14 protein-coding genes are annotated in these 15,141 nt (G+C 65.0%); 6 read left to right on the plus strand and 8 right to left on the minus strand.

From position 1 onward, the window contains the following. Positions 1–48 precede the first annotated feature (48 nt). Positions 49–492 carry a ribonuclease HI gene (gene rnhA / locus Q0S71_RS04635; protein ID WP_295991987.1) on the minus strand — a complete coding sequence of 148 codons (444 nt, stop codon included), beginning with the start codon at positions 490–492 and terminating at the stop codon, positions 49–51. Then, the gene (locus Q0S71_RS04640) at positions 485–1,270 is read right to left on the minus strand and encodes a class I SAM-dependent methyltransferase (protein ID WP_295991993.1); all 786 of its coding nucleotides are present in this window, start codon (positions 1,268–1,270) and stop codon (positions 485–487) included. The genes rnhA and Q0S71_RS04640 overlap by 8 nt, the downstream gene beginning before the upstream one ends. 20 nt (positions 1,271–1,290) lie before the next feature. On the opposite strand from Q0S71_RS04640, the gene gloB reads away from it, so the two are divergent. After that, positions 1,291–2,088 carry a hydroxyacylglutathione hydrolase gene (gene gloB, locus Q0S71_RS04645; RefSeq protein ID WP_295991995.1) on the plus strand — a complete coding sequence of 266 codons (798 nt, stop codon included), beginning with the start codon at positions 1,291–1,293 and terminating at the stop codon, positions 2,086–2,088. A gap of 137 nt (positions 2,089–2,225) precedes the next feature. Here the strand turns inward: gloB and aceB are convergent, their stop codons facing one another. After that, positions 2,226–3,824: a malate synthase A gene (gene aceB / locus Q0S71_RS04650; protein WP_295991998.1), complete on the minus strand. Its 1,599-nt coding sequence runs from the start codon at positions 3,822–3,824 to the stop codon at positions 2,226–2,228. A gap of 166 nt (positions 3,825–3,990) precedes the next feature. Here aceB and Q0S71_RS04655 point away from each other — a divergent pair, with 166 nt between their 5' ends. After that, a complete protein-coding gene (locus Q0S71_RS04655; protein WP_295992000.1) occupies positions 3,991–4,902 on the plus strand; it encodes a LysR family transcriptional regulator in 912 nt (303 codons plus the stop codon). Between the two features lie 90 nt (positions 4,903–4,992). On the opposite strand, the gene Q0S71_RS04660 is transcribed toward Q0S71_RS04655, so the two are convergent. The 4 genes from Q0S71_RS04660 to Q0S71_RS04675 form a co-directional block, all read right to left on the minus strand. Then, complete coding sequence (locus Q0S71_RS04660) at positions 4,993–5,196, minus strand: cold-shock protein (RefSeq protein WP_008448165.1); 204 nt, start codon at positions 5,194–5,196, stop codon at positions 4,993–4,995. A gap of 252 nt (positions 5,197–5,448) precedes the next feature. Then, complete coding sequence (locus Q0S71_RS04665; RefSeq protein WP_295992029.1) at positions 5,449–5,826, minus strand: Hpt domain-containing protein; 378 nt, start codon at positions 5,824–5,826, stop codon at positions 5,449–5,451. A gap of 3 nt (positions 5,827–5,829) precedes the next feature. Continuing rightward, positions 5,830–6,480: a uracil phosphoribosyltransferase gene (gene upp, locus Q0S71_RS04670; protein WP_295992032.1), complete on the minus strand. Its 651-nt coding sequence runs from the start codon at positions 6,478–6,480 to the stop codon at positions 5,830–5,832. Between the two features lie 129 nt (positions 6,481–6,609). Continuing rightward, complete coding sequence (locus tag Q0S71_RS04675) at positions 6,610–8,334, minus strand: isovaleryl-CoA dehydrogenase (protein WP_295992035.1); 1,725 nt, start codon at positions 8,332–8,334, stop codon at positions 6,610–6,612. Between the two features lie 108 nt (positions 8,335–8,442). Here Q0S71_RS04675 and Q0S71_RS04680 point away from each other — a divergent pair, with 108 nt between their 5' ends. From Q0S71_RS04680 to Q0S71_RS04690, 3 genes are all read left to right on the plus strand, one after another. Next, positions 8,443–8,766 (plus strand): hypothetical protein, encoded by a 324-nt coding sequence (locus Q0S71_RS04680; RefSeq protein WP_295992038.1) that lies wholly within the window; start codon positions 8,443–8,445, stop codon positions 8,764–8,766. A 68-nt stretch (positions 8,767–8,834) separates the two neighbouring features. After that, positions 8,835–10,505: an EAL domain-containing protein gene (locus Q0S71_RS04685; RefSeq protein ID WP_295992042.1), complete on the plus strand. Its 1,671-nt coding sequence runs from the start codon at positions 8,835–8,837 to the stop codon at positions 10,503–10,505. Next, positions 10,505–11,995 (plus strand): HDOD domain-containing protein, encoded by a 1,491-nt coding sequence (locus tag Q0S71_RS04690; RefSeq protein WP_295992044.1) that lies wholly within the window; start codon positions 10,505–10,507, stop codon positions 11,993–11,995. The genes Q0S71_RS04685 and Q0S71_RS04690 overlap by 1 nt, the downstream gene beginning before the upstream one ends. An 80-nt stretch (positions 11,996–12,075) precedes the next feature. Here Q0S71_RS04690 and aroC read toward each other — a convergent pair whose 3' ends face one another. Then, positions 12,076–13,170, minus strand: a complete 1,095-nt coding sequence (aroC, locus tag Q0S71_RS04695; protein WP_295992047.1) for a chorismate synthase — start codon at positions 13,168–13,170, stop codon at positions 12,076–12,078. A 261-nt stretch (positions 13,171–13,431) separates the two neighbouring features. On the opposite strand from aroC, the gene Q0S71_RS04700 reads away from it, so the two are divergent. Continuing rightward, on the plus strand, positions 13,432–15,141 hold a 1,710-nt coding region (locus Q0S71_RS04700; RefSeq protein WP_295992050.1), incomplete at its 3' end, for a DUF3369 domain-containing protein.

Raw genomic sequence — 15,141 nt, forward strand, 5'->3', positions numbered from 1 at the left:
TGGTTCGGTGTGGCTAGCGGCGCAGTATAGCAAATGGCGCGGCGGCGCTCAGCGGCTGCCCTTGATGGACTCGACGCCACGGTTGGCCAGCACGTCGGCACGTTCGTTGCCGGGGTGGCCGTTGTGGCCGCGCACCCAGCGCCAGTCGACCTGGTGCACGGCCTGGGCCGCGTCGAGCGCCTGCCACAGGTCAACGTTCTTGACCGGCTCCCTGGCCGCCGTCTTCCAGCCGCGCGCCTTCCAGCCGTGTATCCATTCGCTGATGCCTTTTTGCACGTATTGGCTGTCGGTGTGCAGCACCACGGTGCACGGCCGCTTGAGCGCGTTGAGCGCTTCGATCACGGCCTGCAACTCCATGCGGTTGTTGGTCGTGTTCAATGCGCCACCGAAGATTTCCTTTTCGGCGCCGTCGGACACCATCAGCGCGCCCCAGCCGCCCACGCCCGGATTACCCTTGCACGCGCCATCGGTAAAAATCTCGACTTTATCCATCCTGCTGTTCCCGCCTTTTATTAGTGACCGGCACGCCCGTGGGCGCCTGCGCCGTTTTTTTGGTCCAAGCCGGACCGATTAAATGCATGCCTTTGACGCGCTTGATCGCCTGCACGATGTAGACGGCGCCCAGATACGGCCACCAGCGCGCGCCCGCATTATCCATGAAGGCGCTGCGGTGCAGCCATTTTTCTGTGCGGCAGGCCGGCGCGTAGCAGCCGAGATAGCTCTGGCTGGCGCCCATGTTCAATAATTTTAACCAGTCTTTCATGCGCGGCATAGAGATGAATTCCCCTTCGCGCGGCAGGAAGGGCGAGCCCGTCACGCGGCCCAGCGCCTGGCGCGCGCCCCACAAGCTGGTCGGATTGAAGCCGCAGATGATGAGCTGGCCTTCCGGTATCAGCACGCGCTCGACTTCGCGCAGCACCTGGTGCGGCTCGGCGGCGAACTCCAGCACGTGTGGCAGCACCACCAGGTCCAAGCTCTGCGACGCGAACGGCAGCTCGGCGTAATCGAGCGTGACGGCGACCTGGCGCGCCGGCGTGCCGTCGGCCGCCGGCGGCCGCACGCGCGTGTCGGCCAGCCACTTGCGCGGCATGCGGTTGGCGGCCAGCGCATCGAGTTGCGGCATGCCGATCTGCAAGGCGTTGTAGCCGAAAATGTCGGCCGTTAAATTATCCAGGCACGCTTGTTCCCACGCGCGCACATAGATGCCGGCCGGCGTTTGCAACCAGCCATCCAGCGCTATAATTGACTGATCGGATGCAGCGCTATCCATGCCCAACCTTTAGTGACCCAATGACCATCTCCGCTACCCCAAGCCTCAGTATCCTCACGATTCCTGCCTTCAACGACAATTATTTATGGCTGATACATGACGGTGTCCATGCCGCCGTGGTCGATCCCGGCGACGCCAAGCCGGTGCTGGCCGCGCTCAAGCAGCATGGCCTCAAGCTTACCGCCATTCTACTCACCCACCACCATGCTGACCACATCGGCGGCGTGCCTGAATTGTTACAGCATTATCCGGTGCCCGTCTTCGGCCCGCACAAGGAAACCATCGCCGCCGTCACGCGGCCGCTGGGCGAAGGCAGCCGGGTCGACGTGCCGGGACTGGACTTGAAGCTGGCCGTGCTCGATGTGCCGGGCCACACCAACGGCCACATCGCCTATGTGCGCGGCGGCGAGCAACCGTGGTTGTTCTGCGGCGACACCTTGTTCGGTGGCGGCTGCGGCCGCCTGTTCGAGGGCACGCCGGCGCAGATGATTAGCTCGCTCGGCAAGCTGGCCGCGTTGCCGGAGGCGACGCTGGTGTATTGCGCGCACGAATATACGCTGTCGAATTTGCGCTTCGCGCGCGCGGTGGAGCCGGACAACCAGGCGCTGAAGGATCGCGTCGCGGCCGAAACCGATAAGCGCGAACATAATCTGCCGACGGTGCCGAGCACGATCGGGCTGGAAAAGGCCACCAATCCCTTCTTGCGCTATCGGGAGCCGGCCATCGCGCAGCAGCTGGTGGCGGCCGACAAGCTGTCGCCGGGCGCGACGCCGCTGGCGACGTTCACGGCGCTGCGTTTGTGGAAGAATGATTTCTAACGCGGGGGATTTTTACGCCGGCGAACCGAAGCGCTAAATCGGGGGCAAGCCGGGGGCAAGGCCGTGGGTCTAGACCGAGGGCCTGCCCCGAATTGCAGCCGCGGACTGGTCTTATTGTTCGCGGCGCTACTTTAGATTTAGATTTCCTCGTACAGCGGCAGCGTCAGGAATTCCGCGAACGAGGGCGACGTCGACATCTCCTCGAAAATCTGGCCGGCGCGGATGTAGGTCGGGCCGTCGCCGCCGGGCGCGTCGCGCTGGACCTTGAGCAACTCTTCCGCGATCATCGCCCGCACCATCTCCGCGCTCACCTTGCGGCCATCGTCGAGCACGCCTTTGTCCGAACGTATCCATTGCCACACCTGCGAACGGCTGATTTCCGCAGTGGCCGCGTCTTCCATCAAATTATGGATGGGCACGCAGCCATTGCCGGCCAGCCAGCTGCCGAGGTAGTGGATGCCGACATTGATGTTGTAACGCAAACCGGCTTCCGTAATCGGCGCTTCGGGCTGGAACTTCATCAAGTCGGCGGCGGTCACGTCAATGTCGGGACGCTGCTTGTCGATCTGGTTCGGCCTGTCGCCCAATACTTTCTTGAATTCGGTCATCGCCAGCTCGACCAGGCCGGGGTGGGCGACCCAACCGCCGTCGTAGCCGTCGGCGGCGTCGCGGGCCTTGTCGGCGCGCACACCACCCATGGCGATGTCATTTTTTTCCGGGTCATTCTTGATCGGTATCAAAGCGGCCATGCCGCCTATGGCCGGCGCGCCGCGCTTGTGGCAGGTTTTGAGCAACAGCAAGGCGTAGGCGCGCATGAAGGGCGCCGTCATCGTCACTTTGGCGCGGTCGGCCAGGCAAAAGTCCTTGTCCAGCTTGAACTTCTTGATGCACGAGAAGATGTAATCCCAGCGGCCGGCGTTCAGGCCGGCGCTGTGCTCGCGCAACTCGTAGAGGATTTCATCCATCTCGAAGGCGGCGAGTATGGTTTCGATCAGCACCGTGGCCTTGATCGTGCCCTGCGGCAGGCCGAGCTCGTCCTGCGTCATCACGAAGATGTCGTTCCACAGGCGCGCTTCCAGGTGCGATTCCATTTTCGGCAGGTAGAAATACGGACCGGCGCCGCGCGCCAGCTGTTCCTTGGCGTTGTGGAACATGAACAGCGCGAAATCGAAGATGCCGCCGGAAACGCGCTTGCCGTCGACCAGCACGTGTTTTTCATCAAGGTGCCAGCCGCGCGGACGCACGACCAGCGTGGCGATCTTGTCGTTCAGCTGGTAGAACTTGCCGTTCTGCTCCATCGAAATGGTCTTGCGCACGGCGTCCATCATATTGAGCTGGCCGCTGATCTGGTTGCTCCAGTTCGGCGTGTTCGAATCCTCGAAGTCGGTCATATAACTGTCGGCGCCCGAGTTGAAGGCGTTGATGACCATCTTGCGCTCGACCGGGCCGGTGATTTCCACGCGGCGGCATTCGAGCGCCGGCGGTATCGGCGCGATGGTCCAGTCGCCGGCACGGATGTGCGCGGTCTCGGCCAGGAAATCGGGACGCTCGCCGGCGTCGAGGCGCCGTGCGCGCTCGACGCGCACGGCCAGCAATTGCTGGCGGCGGGACTCGAATTCCCGGCTCAGCCTGGCGACCAGAGCCAACGCGCCCGGGGTCAGGATGCGCTCGTAGCCGGGCTCGATGGCGCCCGTGATGTCCATTCCTGCCGGCAAAGTGATGGTCGATTGCGTCATGGATGTTCTCCGATTATAAAAGTGGGGGTCTGGTCCTGGGATTAGTGTACGCGCTCGGTCACGCCGCGATCTGTTTTCCAGTATATTCACTATTTAGTTATGGAAACCTGACTAAAAATCACTACATCCATGCGTTTTTATCACAACTGATCCACCTTGATCGACTATGGGCCAATTCAGACAGATTTCCACTTTCGTTGAAGTCGTGGCGCGCGGCAGCCTGTCCGCCGCCGCGCGCGCCGAGGGCATCGCGCCGGCCATGATAGGCCGCCGCCTCGATGCGCTGGAGGCGCGGCTGGGCGTCAAGCTGTTGCAGCGCACCACGCGCAAGCTGGCGCTGACGGACGAAGGCTCGGCCTTCCTCGAAGATTGCCAGCGCATCCTCGGCGAGCTGGAGGAGGCCGAATCGGCCGTCGCCGAACGCAGTGCGCGCGCCAGCGGGCACTTGCTGATCTCGGCGCCGGCCGGCTTCGGACGCCAGCATGTGGCGCCGCTGCTGCCCTCCTTCCTGGCCGAGCATCGCGACGTCACGGTGACGCTGAACCTGAACGACCGCGTCGTCGACCTGATCGGCGAAGGCGTCGACGTGGCCATCCGCATCGCCAGCCTGCCCGATTCCAGCCTGGTCAGCGTCAAGCTGGCCGACAACGAGCGCGTACTGGTGGCCTCGCCGGCTTATCTGAAGCGCCACGGCGAACCGCGGACGCTGGCCGACCTGGCCAAGCATAATTGCCTGGCGATCAGCAGCGCCGGCAGCCAGCGCGGCTGGACCTTCCGCGACAACGGCAAGCAAGTCACGCTTAAGGTCGGCGGCAATATGGCGTGCAACGACGGCGAAGTGCTGCACGACTGGGCGTTGGCGGGCAAGGGTTTAGCGTGGCGCTCGATGTGGGAAGTCGGCGCGGAAATTGAGGCGGGGAAATTAACGCCGGTGCTGACGCAATACTCGGCGCCCGGCAACGATATTCATGCGGTATTCGCCCAGCGCCGGCATTTACCCTTGCGCATACGGGTCTTCGTCGATTTCCTGCGGCATAGCTATGCGCAGCCCGACTATTGGCGCCGGGCCTGGTGCTAGGGCGGGCATGACGGCGAGCCATGACAAAACGACAGGCGAAAAAAAATCCCCGGAATACCGAGGATTTTTTATTTCGTTTGATTCAGCGTATTACAGTGGCTGAATGTTCGAAGCTTGCTTGCCCTTAGGGCCCGCGGTCACTTCAAAAGAAACGCGCTGGTTCTCTTGCAGCGATTTGAAGCCGGCCGACTGAATCGCCGAGAAGTGAGCGAACAGATCTTCGCCGCCTTCGTCAGGAGTGATAAAGCCGAAACCCTTCGAATCATTAAACCATTTTACGATACCAGTTGCCATTACAATTCCTATTTCAGTTAAGTTGGGCTTACGCCCGTGATATCGTTTGAAGCAAGAAAGAAATGTCAGACTAACTGCACTACTCTTGAATCTAAACGATCCCGCATTATACCGAATAAACGTCAAAAAGGACGCTTTCGCGAAAATAAATGCAAGAGATTGATTATTAAGGGAAATTTCCTTAATGCACTCCAGCTTCGTGAGGTATGTGTAACATTATAGACAATAATTACCGAACTGCCTTGAGTAAAATCAATCGTGCGTTGTTTTGTCTTCGTCTTCACCGTCATATTGCGCGGCTTTGGGGTCGCGCGCGGCCCAGCGCAGCAGTTGCGCGAGCTGCGCCGCCAGCGGCGGCCATTCGACCTCGCCGGCCTGCACCGCTCGCGCCTGCTGCTCGAGGCGGCGCGCCTCGCGGCCCAGCACGGTGAAGCCGAAGGTGCCGGCCGAACCGGCGATGCCGTGCAACAGTTCATGCAGTTCGCCGACGCATTCCGGCGTCGCGCCCCGCGCCGCGCAGGCGGCGAGCGCGCGCTCGATGGCGGCCATCGTTTCCGGCACGCGCGCGGCGAACTTGTCGCCCAGCGCACGCAAACGCGCGTGGAAATCCTGGTCGACCAGCGTCGCCACGGTTTATTTGGTCCCGAAGATGCGGTCGCCGGCGTCGCCCAGGCCGGGCACGATATAGGCGTGCTCGTTCAGGTGCGAGTCCAGCGAGGCGCAATAAATCTTCACGTTCGGGTGCGCCGCCTGGAACACGGTGATGCCTTCCGGCGCGGCAACGAGGGCCAGGAAGATGATCTGTTCGTCGGTCACGCCGCGCTTCTTGAGCACGTCGACCGCGTGCACCGCCGAGTTGCCGGTGGCGACCATCGGGTCGCACAGGATGAAGGTGCGCTCGGCCAGATCCGGCAGGCGCACCAGGTATTCCACGGGCTGGTGGGTTTCCGGGTCGCGGAACACGCCGATGTGGCCGACGCGCGCCGACGGCACCAGATTGAGCAGGCCGTCGCTCATGCCGATGCCGGCCCGCAGGATGGGCACGATGGCCAGTTTCTTGCCGGCGATAACGGGGGCATCGATGGTCATCAGCGGGGTGTCGATCTGGCGCGTGGTCAGCGGCAGGTCGCGCGTGATTTCATAGCCCATCAACAGGGTGATTTCCTTGAGCAGCTCGCGGAAGGTGCGGGTCGACGTGTCGCGCTCGCGCATGTGGCTCAGTTTGTGCTGGATCAGCGGGTGGTCGGTGATGAAGAGGTTGGGAAAGCGTGGATCTTGTTTCATGGTCGATTGGGCTCTTGTTATGAGGACTGCGGCCGCTGTCGCCGCCGTGCGGGACGCGCCAGTCGCTATCGTGCTGATGCAGCATTATCCCAGCCATCGACGCGCCGGGGAAAGGTTTTGCAAAATAAATCAGGCGCCGATACCGGGGCCGGTGAGCGGAGCCGGCTCGACCAGCGCCCGCGCCAGGATCGCCGCACAGTCGACGCCGTCGGGCAGGCGGCCGTAGGCGCCGCCGACGTCGCGCGTCAGCCGCGAGGCGACGAAGGCGGCGCCGACAAAGTCCGGCGCGTGGCGCAGCAGCAGCCCGGCCTGGACCGCCAGCACGATGCGCTCGGCCAGCCGGCGCGCGCCGTATTCGTCGGCCTGCGGCTGCGCCAGGTCGAGCAGCAGGGCTTGCGCGAACACCGTATAACAGGCGCTGCCCTCGCCCGCCAGCGCCAGTTCGGCCGCCAGCGCGTCGCGCGCGGCCGGCGTCTTACCGAAGGCGCGCAGCAAGTCCAGGCACATGACATTGCCCGACCCTTCCCAGATCGAATTGACGGGGAATTCGCGGTACAGCCGCGCCAGCGGACCGTCTTCCACATAGCCGCTGCCGCCCATCACTTCCATCGCCTCGGCGCCGAAGGCCGGGCCGCGCTTGCAGATCCAGTATTTTCCGGCCGGCGTCAAGATGCGCGCCAGCAAGGCCTGCGCCGGGTCCGCGCGCTGGTCGAAGCAGCGCGCCAGCCGCAGCGCGAACGCGGTGGCCGCTTCCGATTCCAGCGCCAGGTCGGCCAGCACGTTTTGCATCAGCGGCTGCTGCGCCAGCGGGCGGCCGAACGCGCTGCGGCGGCGCGCGTGGTGCAGCGCGTGCGTCAGCGCGGCGCGCATGGTGGCGGCGCTGCCGAGCACGCAATCGAGCCGGGTGTGGCTGCCCATTTCCAGGATGGTGGGGATGCCGCGCCCGAGCTGGCCGACCAGCCAGCCGTAGGCGCCCGTGAATTCCACCTCCGACGAGGCGTTGGATCGATTGCCCAGCTTGTCCTTGAGGCGCTGCACGCGGATCGCGTTGCGGCTGCCGTCGGGCAGGAAGCGCGGCAGCAGGAAGCAGCTGAGGCCGGCGCCGCCGGGCGCCTCCCCGCCCGCCTGCGTTTGCGCCAAAATCAGGTGGGCATCGCTTTGCGGCGCCGAAAAAAACCATTTATGGCCGACGATGCGGTACACCTCCTCGCCATCGTCGCCGAAGCGCTGGGCCGCCTCGGCCGGCGCCAGCGCCGTGGCCAGCGTGGTATTGCTGCGCACATCGGAACCGCCCTGCTTTTCCGTCATGCCCATGCCGAGCAGCGCGCCGTGCTTGAGCTCGATCGGCAGCGAGCGCGGATCGTAGATGCGCGACAAGATCTTCGGCAGCCAGCGCGCCGCCAGCCGCGGCGCCTGGCGCAGCGCCGGCACCGACGCGTACGTCATCGTGACCGGGCACTGGGAGCCGTTCTCGACCTGGCCGAACAGCATATAACGGGCCGCGCGCGCCACCTGCGCGCCGCCGGCCTCGCTGTCCCACGGCGAGGCGTGGGCGCCGTTCTCGATCAGCAGCGTCATCAAACTGTGCCAGGCCGGGTGGAATTCCACCTCATCGACGCGGCGGCCGTTGCGGTCGAAGTTGTGCAAGGTGGGGCCATGCCGGTTGGCCAGCCGCGCCAGCTCCTGCATGTCGGCCCGGCCCAGCTGGGCGCCCAGCGCGTGCAGCGCGTCGGCCTCGGCCACGCCGCCCTCGCGTTCTAGCGCCTCGCGCAGCGCCACGTCGCAGGCGTACAGATTGATATCGGCAAACGGCGCCACCTGGTTGCGCACTTCATGCGTATCGAATTGGTTCATCGCGGTCTCCGGCTGGGGCTGTCCCGCCGGTCTGCGCGGCGTGGTCGGAACCAGACTAGCGCATGACTCCGGGCGACGCAAGCGATGACTTGTTGATAATCTTTTACCATGCTCCAGGCAAGCGCCGGACGCATTTTCGCGCTGGCGTTTTCAGCGCCGCGCGGACCTGGGCGATTTGCCGAAAATGAGGCCGTTTTTTCCCGCGCCGGCGACGAAGAAGCCGACGCTTTCCCCCATGGCGCGATGGTGAAAACCCGATTTATTTACCGGACCGGTCTGAAAACAAAAGATGTTGTCGTTTTTCATGTAATTCCCCTGCTAACAATGATACATTTCGTTCTGGTTTCGCCATGTGGCCCCGGAGCGGCCCGCACCAAGAAGCAGTTTGCCTGGCTGGCAGAATTTGTGGCACGTAAAAAATTGAAAGATTAGATCATCAAATGCTTTCCAGTCCCTCATCCATGACCTCGCGCGCCGCGCACCATGAATTGCAACATTTCATGGAAGAGGCAGGCGATGTTGTCTTCCGGCTAGCCCCCACCGGCCAGCTCGTGTTCGCCAGCCAGCGGGCCATCGCGCTGCTCGCCTGCGGCCGCGAACTGCGCGGCCAGCCGCTGGTCGACCACGTGGCCGACCTCGACCAGCCGGGCTTCCGTCTCGCCGTCGAGGCGGCGCAAGGGGCGCCGGAAGCGGGACGCATCGCGCTGCGCCTGAAGACGCCCGAGCATGAAGTCTGGCACGAGCTGCGCCTGAGCCGCTTCCACGCCGACAACGGCGAAGCCCAGCTGCTGATCGTCGGCCGCGACCTGACGGCCCAGCGCGCCACCGAAGACCGGCTGCGCCACATGGCGACCCACGACGCCCTCACCGAACTGCCGAACCGGCTGCTGCTGTCGGACCGTATCCGCATGGTGATCGCGCAGGCGCGCCGCTCCGGCCAGGGCTTTTCCGTGGCGACGGTGGGCCTGGACGGCTTCAAGAAAGTCAACGACGGCCTCGGCCACCCCATCGGCGATGCCGTGCTCAGCATCGCCGCCGCGCGCCTGCGCAAGACCCTGCGCGACAGCGACACCCTGGCCCGCGTCGGCGGCGACGAATTCGTCGCCGTGCTGCCCGGCACCTGCACCGAGGCGCAGATCAAGCTCGTCACCGGCCGCCTGATCGCCACGCTGCAATCGCCCTTCGAGGTCGACGGCCACACCATCTACGTCGGCGCCTCGGTCGGCGTGGCCGTCTACCCGCAGCACGCCGAGGACGAAGTGCAACTGGTGGCGCTGGCCGACGCCGCCATGTCGCGCGCCAAGCAAACCGGCAAGGCCCGCTGCGTGGTCTACAACGCGGCCCACAACGGCCCGCCGGAACACGACATCTCGCTCGAGGCGGCCATGTTCCAGGCCGTGCGCGAAGGCGAATTCCTGTTGCACTACCAGCCCATCGTCAGCGGCCAGAACCGCGAAATCCAGGGCTTCGAGACGCTGATGCGCTGGAAGCATCCCACGCTGGGCATGGTGCCGCCGGTGCGCTTCATCCCGATCGCCGAAAACAACGGCCTCATCAACCTGCTCGGCGCCTGGGCGCTGAAGGCGGCCTGCGTCCAGCTCAAGCAGTTCGAGGAAGTGGCCAAGCGCAGCCTGTACATGTCGGTCAACATCAGCCCGCGCCAGTTCCGCAACGATAAATTCCTCGACGTGCTCGACGACGCGCTGGCGTTTTCCGGCGTCACCGGCGAGCAGCTGGTGCTGGAAATCACCGAGGGCACGCTGATGATAGACCCGGTGCACGCCGAAGCGATCCTGTCGAAGATGACGGAGCGCCGCGCCCGCATCGCCATCGACGACTTCGGCACCGGCTACTCGTCGCTGGCCTACCTGAAGCGCTTTCCGATTTCCGTGCTCAAGATCGACCGCACCTTCATCCGCGACCTGCCCGCCTCGCAAAAGGACGGCGCCATCTGCAACGCCGTGCTCGACCTGGCCAAGCACCTGGGCCTGTCCGTCGTGGCCGAGGGCGTGGAAACGGAGGAGCAGCTGCAGTTCCTGGAACAGCGCGGCTGCCAGTACATCCAGGGCTATCTGACCGGCAAGCCGATGCCGGCCCACGTGGCCCTGGCCGCCTTGAAGGAAAGCACCTACGCCAAGGTGGTGCCGTCCGAACTGCGGCAGGCCCACTGATGAGCCAATTCCACGCCAGCACGCCGCAGGGCGACGCCACCCTCGCCCTGTTATGGGAACGCACGCGCACGCGCGGCGACATGCCCGGCTTCACCAAGGCCATCGGCGCCATCCTGGGCGCCATGCGCGGCGAGGATGAGCAGGGCTTCAATATGACGCGCACCGTGCTGTCGGACCCGGTGCTCACGCAAAAAGTGCTGCGCCTGGCCAACAGCGGCATGTACGCCGCCTTCGGCCAGCACGTCAACACGGTGACCAAGGCCGTGCTGGTGCTGGGCACCGAGGCCATCGGCCACCTGGCGCTGGGCCTGAAGCTGATCGAAGAACTGAGCAGCGCCTCGCCCGACTCCGGCATCGCCCACATCGAAATGGAAAAGGCCGTGCTGGCCGGCATGGTCGCGCAGCAGATAGGCGCCAGCGCCGACAGCCGCCACGCCGAGGAAGCCGTGGTGTGCTCGATGCTGCACACGCTGGGCCGCATGATGCTGACCTTTTATATGCCGGAACGGTGGCTGGAGCTGGAACAGCGCGCCGCGCCCGACCAGGCCGACGCGCTGGCGCCGGAGCTGCTGGGCCTGAGCATGGAAGAAATCGGCTGCGCCGTGGCCCAGCACTGGGGCTTGCCGAAAAACCTCATCAGCGGCATGCGCAGGATAGAGCCGCCGGCCGCCGGCGCCGAGGTGACGACCGCCGACTGGATCGCCGGCCTGTCGACCATGTCCTCGCAGTGCGCCGACGCGCTGTGGCACGACGACGCCGAAGGCGCGGCCGTGGTGCAGCAGCTGGCCGAGCGCTACGCCGGCATGCTCGGCGTCGACACGGACCGGCTGATGGTCGCCATCGACCAGGCCAAGGCCGTGGCCGCCGCCGACCTGTCCATCGCGCCGCTGTCCAAGCCGGCCGAGCGGCGCGCCCAGGCGCTGGCCAAGACGCGCATGCGCGCCGCCGGCAACAAGATCCTGCTCAGCGGCCTGGCCGACATGCGCGACATGCTCGACAGCGCCAGCCCCGGCCAGATGGTGTCGGTGGCGCTGGAAACCGTCTACAAGGGACTGGACTTTTCGCGCGCCGTCGCCTTCGTGCGCAGCCGCAAGGACCAGCGCTACGCCGCCCGCATGTGTTTCGGCGACGGCGTCAAGGAACTGCTGGCCGACATGGTGTTCGAGGATAGTTACGAGCCGAATGTGTTCCATGCCGCGCTCAACAGCGACCGCGTGATCTTCATCGAAAACGCGCGCGATCAGAAATTCGCCGCCAAGCTGCCGCATTGGTGGAAGTCGACGCTGGCCGAAGCGCGCAGCTTCGTGATTTTGCCGCTGTCGTCGAACGGCCAGCCGGCCGGCTTCCTGTACGGCGACTGGGATGAAACCTTCCCGCCCATCCAGCTCAGCCAGACCGAGTTTTCGCTGTTGAATGATTTGCGGGCGCTGGTGGTGCGGGCGGTCGAGCGCCGCCACCAGGTTGAGTCGGCGGGCAACCGCGCGGCGTGACGCGGGGTGCGGGACCCGGCGGCTCGACCACCGGGCCCGCCCCTAGCGGCCGCGGCGGCGACGCGGGCGCCCGAGAGCGCTTACCTCAGCTTCGGCGTCGCCACCCGCACCTCGGCGCATTGCGCGCGCCACATCAGCGCGTGGTCCATCAGCACCAGCGCCAGCATCGCCTCGGCGATCGGCGTGGCGCGGATGCCGACGCAGGGGTCGTGGCGGCCAAAGGTTTCCACCATCACCGGCATGCCATCCTTGTCGATGGAGCGGCGCGGCGTGCGGATCGACGAGGTCGGCTTGATCGCGATCGACACCGTAATATCCTGCCCGGTCGAAATCCCGCCCAGCACCCCGCCGGCATTGTTGCCGACGAAGCCCTGCGGCGTCAGCTCGTCGCCGTGTTCCGAGCCCTTTTGCGCCACGGCGGCGAAACCGGCGCCGATCTCGACGCCCTTGACGGCGTTAATCCCCATCATCGCGTAGGCGATATCGGCGTCGAGCTTGTCGTAGATGGGCTGGCCGAGGCCGACCGGCACGTTCTGCGCCACCACGTTGATGCGCGCGCCGATGGAGTCGCCGGCGCGGCGCAGCTCGTCCATCGCCGCCTCCATGCGCGCGATCAGGGCGGCGTCGGCGCTGGCGGCGAAGAAGGGATTGTCGGCCACGTGGTCCCAGGACTCGAAGGGCACGGCGATGTCGCCCAGCTGGCTCATGCAGCCCTTGAACACGGTGCCGTACTGCTGCAACAGCCATTTCTTGGCGATGGCCGCCGCGCCGACGACGGGCGCCGTCAACCGCGCCGACGAGCGGCCGCCGCCGCGCGGGTCGCGCACGCCGTATTTGTGCCAGTAAGTGTAGTCGGCGTGGCCGGGACGGAAGCTGTCGGCGATGTTGCCGTAATCCTTGCTGCGCTGGTCCTCGTTGCGGATCAGCAAGGCGATCGGCGTGCCGGTCGTCACGCCCTGGTACACGCCCGACAAGATCTCCACCGTGTCGGATTCCTGGCGCTGGGTGACGTGGCGCGAGGTGCCCGGCCGGCGGCGATCCAGCTCGGGCTGGATGTCGGCCTCCGACAGGGGCAAGCCCGGCGGGCAGCCGTCGATCATGCAACCGATGGCCGGGCCATGCGATTCGCCAAAAGTGCTAACAGTAAACAGCTTGCCAAAAGTATTGCCGGACATAGGAGGTCGGGGAGGAGTGGACGGGATCGCCCCATTTTACCAGTCCGCCACCGCGCCCGGCCGCCGCCGGCCAAAATGCCGGGCCGGCGCGCACGGCGCGGCCGGGCGAGTTGCTAATTAGCATCATTAATCGGAGAGAAACGATAAAACTTGCACATGGGAACGCTCCAAGTCTCCGCCGATGCGGAAATCGTCGTTCACTTTGACAATTCGCTATATACTTAATCACAAGAACACCGAGAAATCCTGGAGAAGCGACACATGCCCCCATCGATCAGCCCCCTTGAGCAATCCAAGGACGATCAAGACGATCTGGTTTTCTTAGAAGAGCATCCGGTGGCGCCTGCCGCGACGGGCGCGCGCAGCGTCTGGCGCGTCATGATTATCGATGACGACGAAGATGTCCACTCGACGACGACCTTCGCCCTCGGCAACCTCGACATGCAACACCGTCCGCTCGAATTCGTCCACGCCTACTCGGCCGGCCAAGCCCGCGAAATGCTCAAGCACGAGCAGGAAATCGCCGTCATCCTGCTCGACGTCGTCATGGAACAGGACGACGCCGGCCTGCACCTGGTGCGTTATATCCGCGAAACGCTGACAATGGCCGACGTGCGCATCATCCTGCGCACCGGCCAGCCCGGCTACGCGCCGGAAATCGACGCCATCCGCGACTTCGACATCAACGACTACAAGACCAAGTCCGAACTCACGCGCATCAAGCTGTTCACGACGGTGACGGCGGCGATACGGTCCTACGAGCAGATCCGCAAGATCAGCGACAGCCGGCGCGGCCTGAACCAGATCGTCCACGCCAGCACCCAGCTGATGACGCTGCACGGCGTGCAAAACTTCGCCGCCGGCGTGTTGACCCAGATCGCCGAACTGCTGGGCCAGGAAGCGAACGGCGTGCTGTGCGTGCAAGACTGCCCCGACGGCCGCTGCCATGAATTGATGGTGATGGCCACGGCCGGCAACTACCGCCTGCTCGACAACTGCCAACTCACCGCCCACCGTGACGGCCGCTCGCACCAGGCCGTCGAACGGGCGCTCGAAGAACGCCGCAACATCTATGGCGACGACTACATCGTCCTCTACTTCGCCGGCAAGGCCAGCCGCGACTTCGTCGCCTTCCTCGACATCACGCGGGCCCCGACCGACATCGACGAACGCTTGCTGGAAGTATTTTGCAGCAACGTCGCCGTCGGCCTCGACAACGTCGAACTGGTCACCCACCTGCACAACGCCGCCTTCTACGACCAGTTGTCGAAACTGCCCAACCGCACCCGCCTGGTCGAAATCCTCGACGCCGCCCTGGCCGGCCCGGCCAAGGACAGCGCCACCTTGTCGCTGGTCGACCTCGACCACTTCGCCGAAACCAACGACGCGCTCGGCCACCAGTTCGGCGACATGCTCTTGATCGCCGTCGCCGGCCGGCTGCAATCGCGCCTCGGCAGCCAACTGACGGTGGCGCGCATCGGCGGCGACATCTTCTGCGTGCTGGGCGACTCGACGCAAGTCAATCCCGCCATGATTTTGGCGCTGTTCCAGACCCCGTTCAGCATCGACGGCCAGGACGTGCAGCTGTCGGCCACCCTGGGCCTGGTGCGCCTGGGCGAACATGACGGCGGCGGCGCCGACGCGCTGAAAGACGCCGACATCGCCTTGAAGCGCGCCAAGTCGCAGCAGCGCGCCGGCCACTTCTACTTCTCGCGCAGCATGGGCGTGGAAATCCGCGAACGGGTGCGCATGATGCACGCGCTGCGCACCGCCTTCGGCCAGAACCAGCTGTTCGTCGTGTACCAGCCGCAGATCGACTTGCTGACCCGGCGCCCGGTCGGCGCCGAAGCGCTGCTGCGCTGGCAAACGCCGGACGGCAAATTCATCTCGCCCGACCGCTTCATCCCCATCGCCGAATATTCGGGCCTCATCATCGACCTGGGCGAATGGGTGCTGCGCACGGCCTGCCGC

Origin of the sequence: Rugamonas sp., assembly GCF_025354735.1 — a bacterium.
Taxonomy (GTDB): Bacteria; Pseudomonadota; Gammaproteobacteria; order Burkholderiales; family Burkholderiaceae_D; genus Rugamonas.

Coding starts and splice junctions, on each gene's coding strand:
- rnhA (WP_295991987.1), bottom strand. CDS start 492: ATGGATAAAGTCGAGATTTTTACCGATGGCGCGTGCAAGGGTAATCCG.
- Q0S71_RS04640 (WP_295991993.1), bottom strand. CDS start 1,270: ATGGATAGCGCTGCATCCGATCAGTCAATTATAGCGCTGGATGGCTGG.
- gloB (WP_295991995.1), top strand. CDS start 1,291: ATGACCATCTCCGCTACCCCAAGCCTCAGTATCCTCACGATTCCTGCC.
- aceB (WP_295991998.1), bottom strand. CDS start 3,824: ATGACGCAATCGACCATCACTTTGCCGGCAGGAATGGACATCACGGGC.
- Q0S71_RS04655 (WP_295992000.1), top strand. CDS start 3,991: ATGGGCCAATTCAGACAGATTTCCACTTTCGTTGAAGTCGTGGCGCGC.
- Q0S71_RS04660 (WP_008448165.1), bottom strand. CDS start 5,196: ATGGCAACTGGTATCGTAAAATGGTTTAATGATTCGAAGGGTTTCGGC.
- upp (WP_295992032.1), bottom strand. CDS start 6,480: ATGAAACAAGATCCACGCTTTCCCAACCTCTTCATCACCGACCACCCG.
- Q0S71_RS04675 (WP_295992035.1), bottom strand. CDS start 8,334: ATGAACCAATTCGATACGCATGAAGTGCGCAACCAGGTGGCGCCGTTT.
- Q0S71_RS04680 (WP_295992038.1), top strand. CDS start 8,443: ATGCTCCAGGCAAGCGCCGGACGCATTTTCGCGCTGGCGTTTTCAGCG.
- Q0S71_RS04685 (WP_295992042.1), top strand. CDS start 8,835: ATGGAAGAGGCAGGCGATGTTGTCTTCCGGCTAGCCCCCACCGGCCAG.
- Q0S71_RS04690 (WP_295992044.1), top strand. CDS start 10,505: ATGAGCCAATTCCACGCCAGCACGCCGCAGGGCGACGCCACCCTCGCC.
- aroC (WP_295992047.1), bottom strand. CDS start 13,170: ATGTCCGGCAATACTTTTGGCAAGCTGTTTACTGTTAGCACTTTTGGC.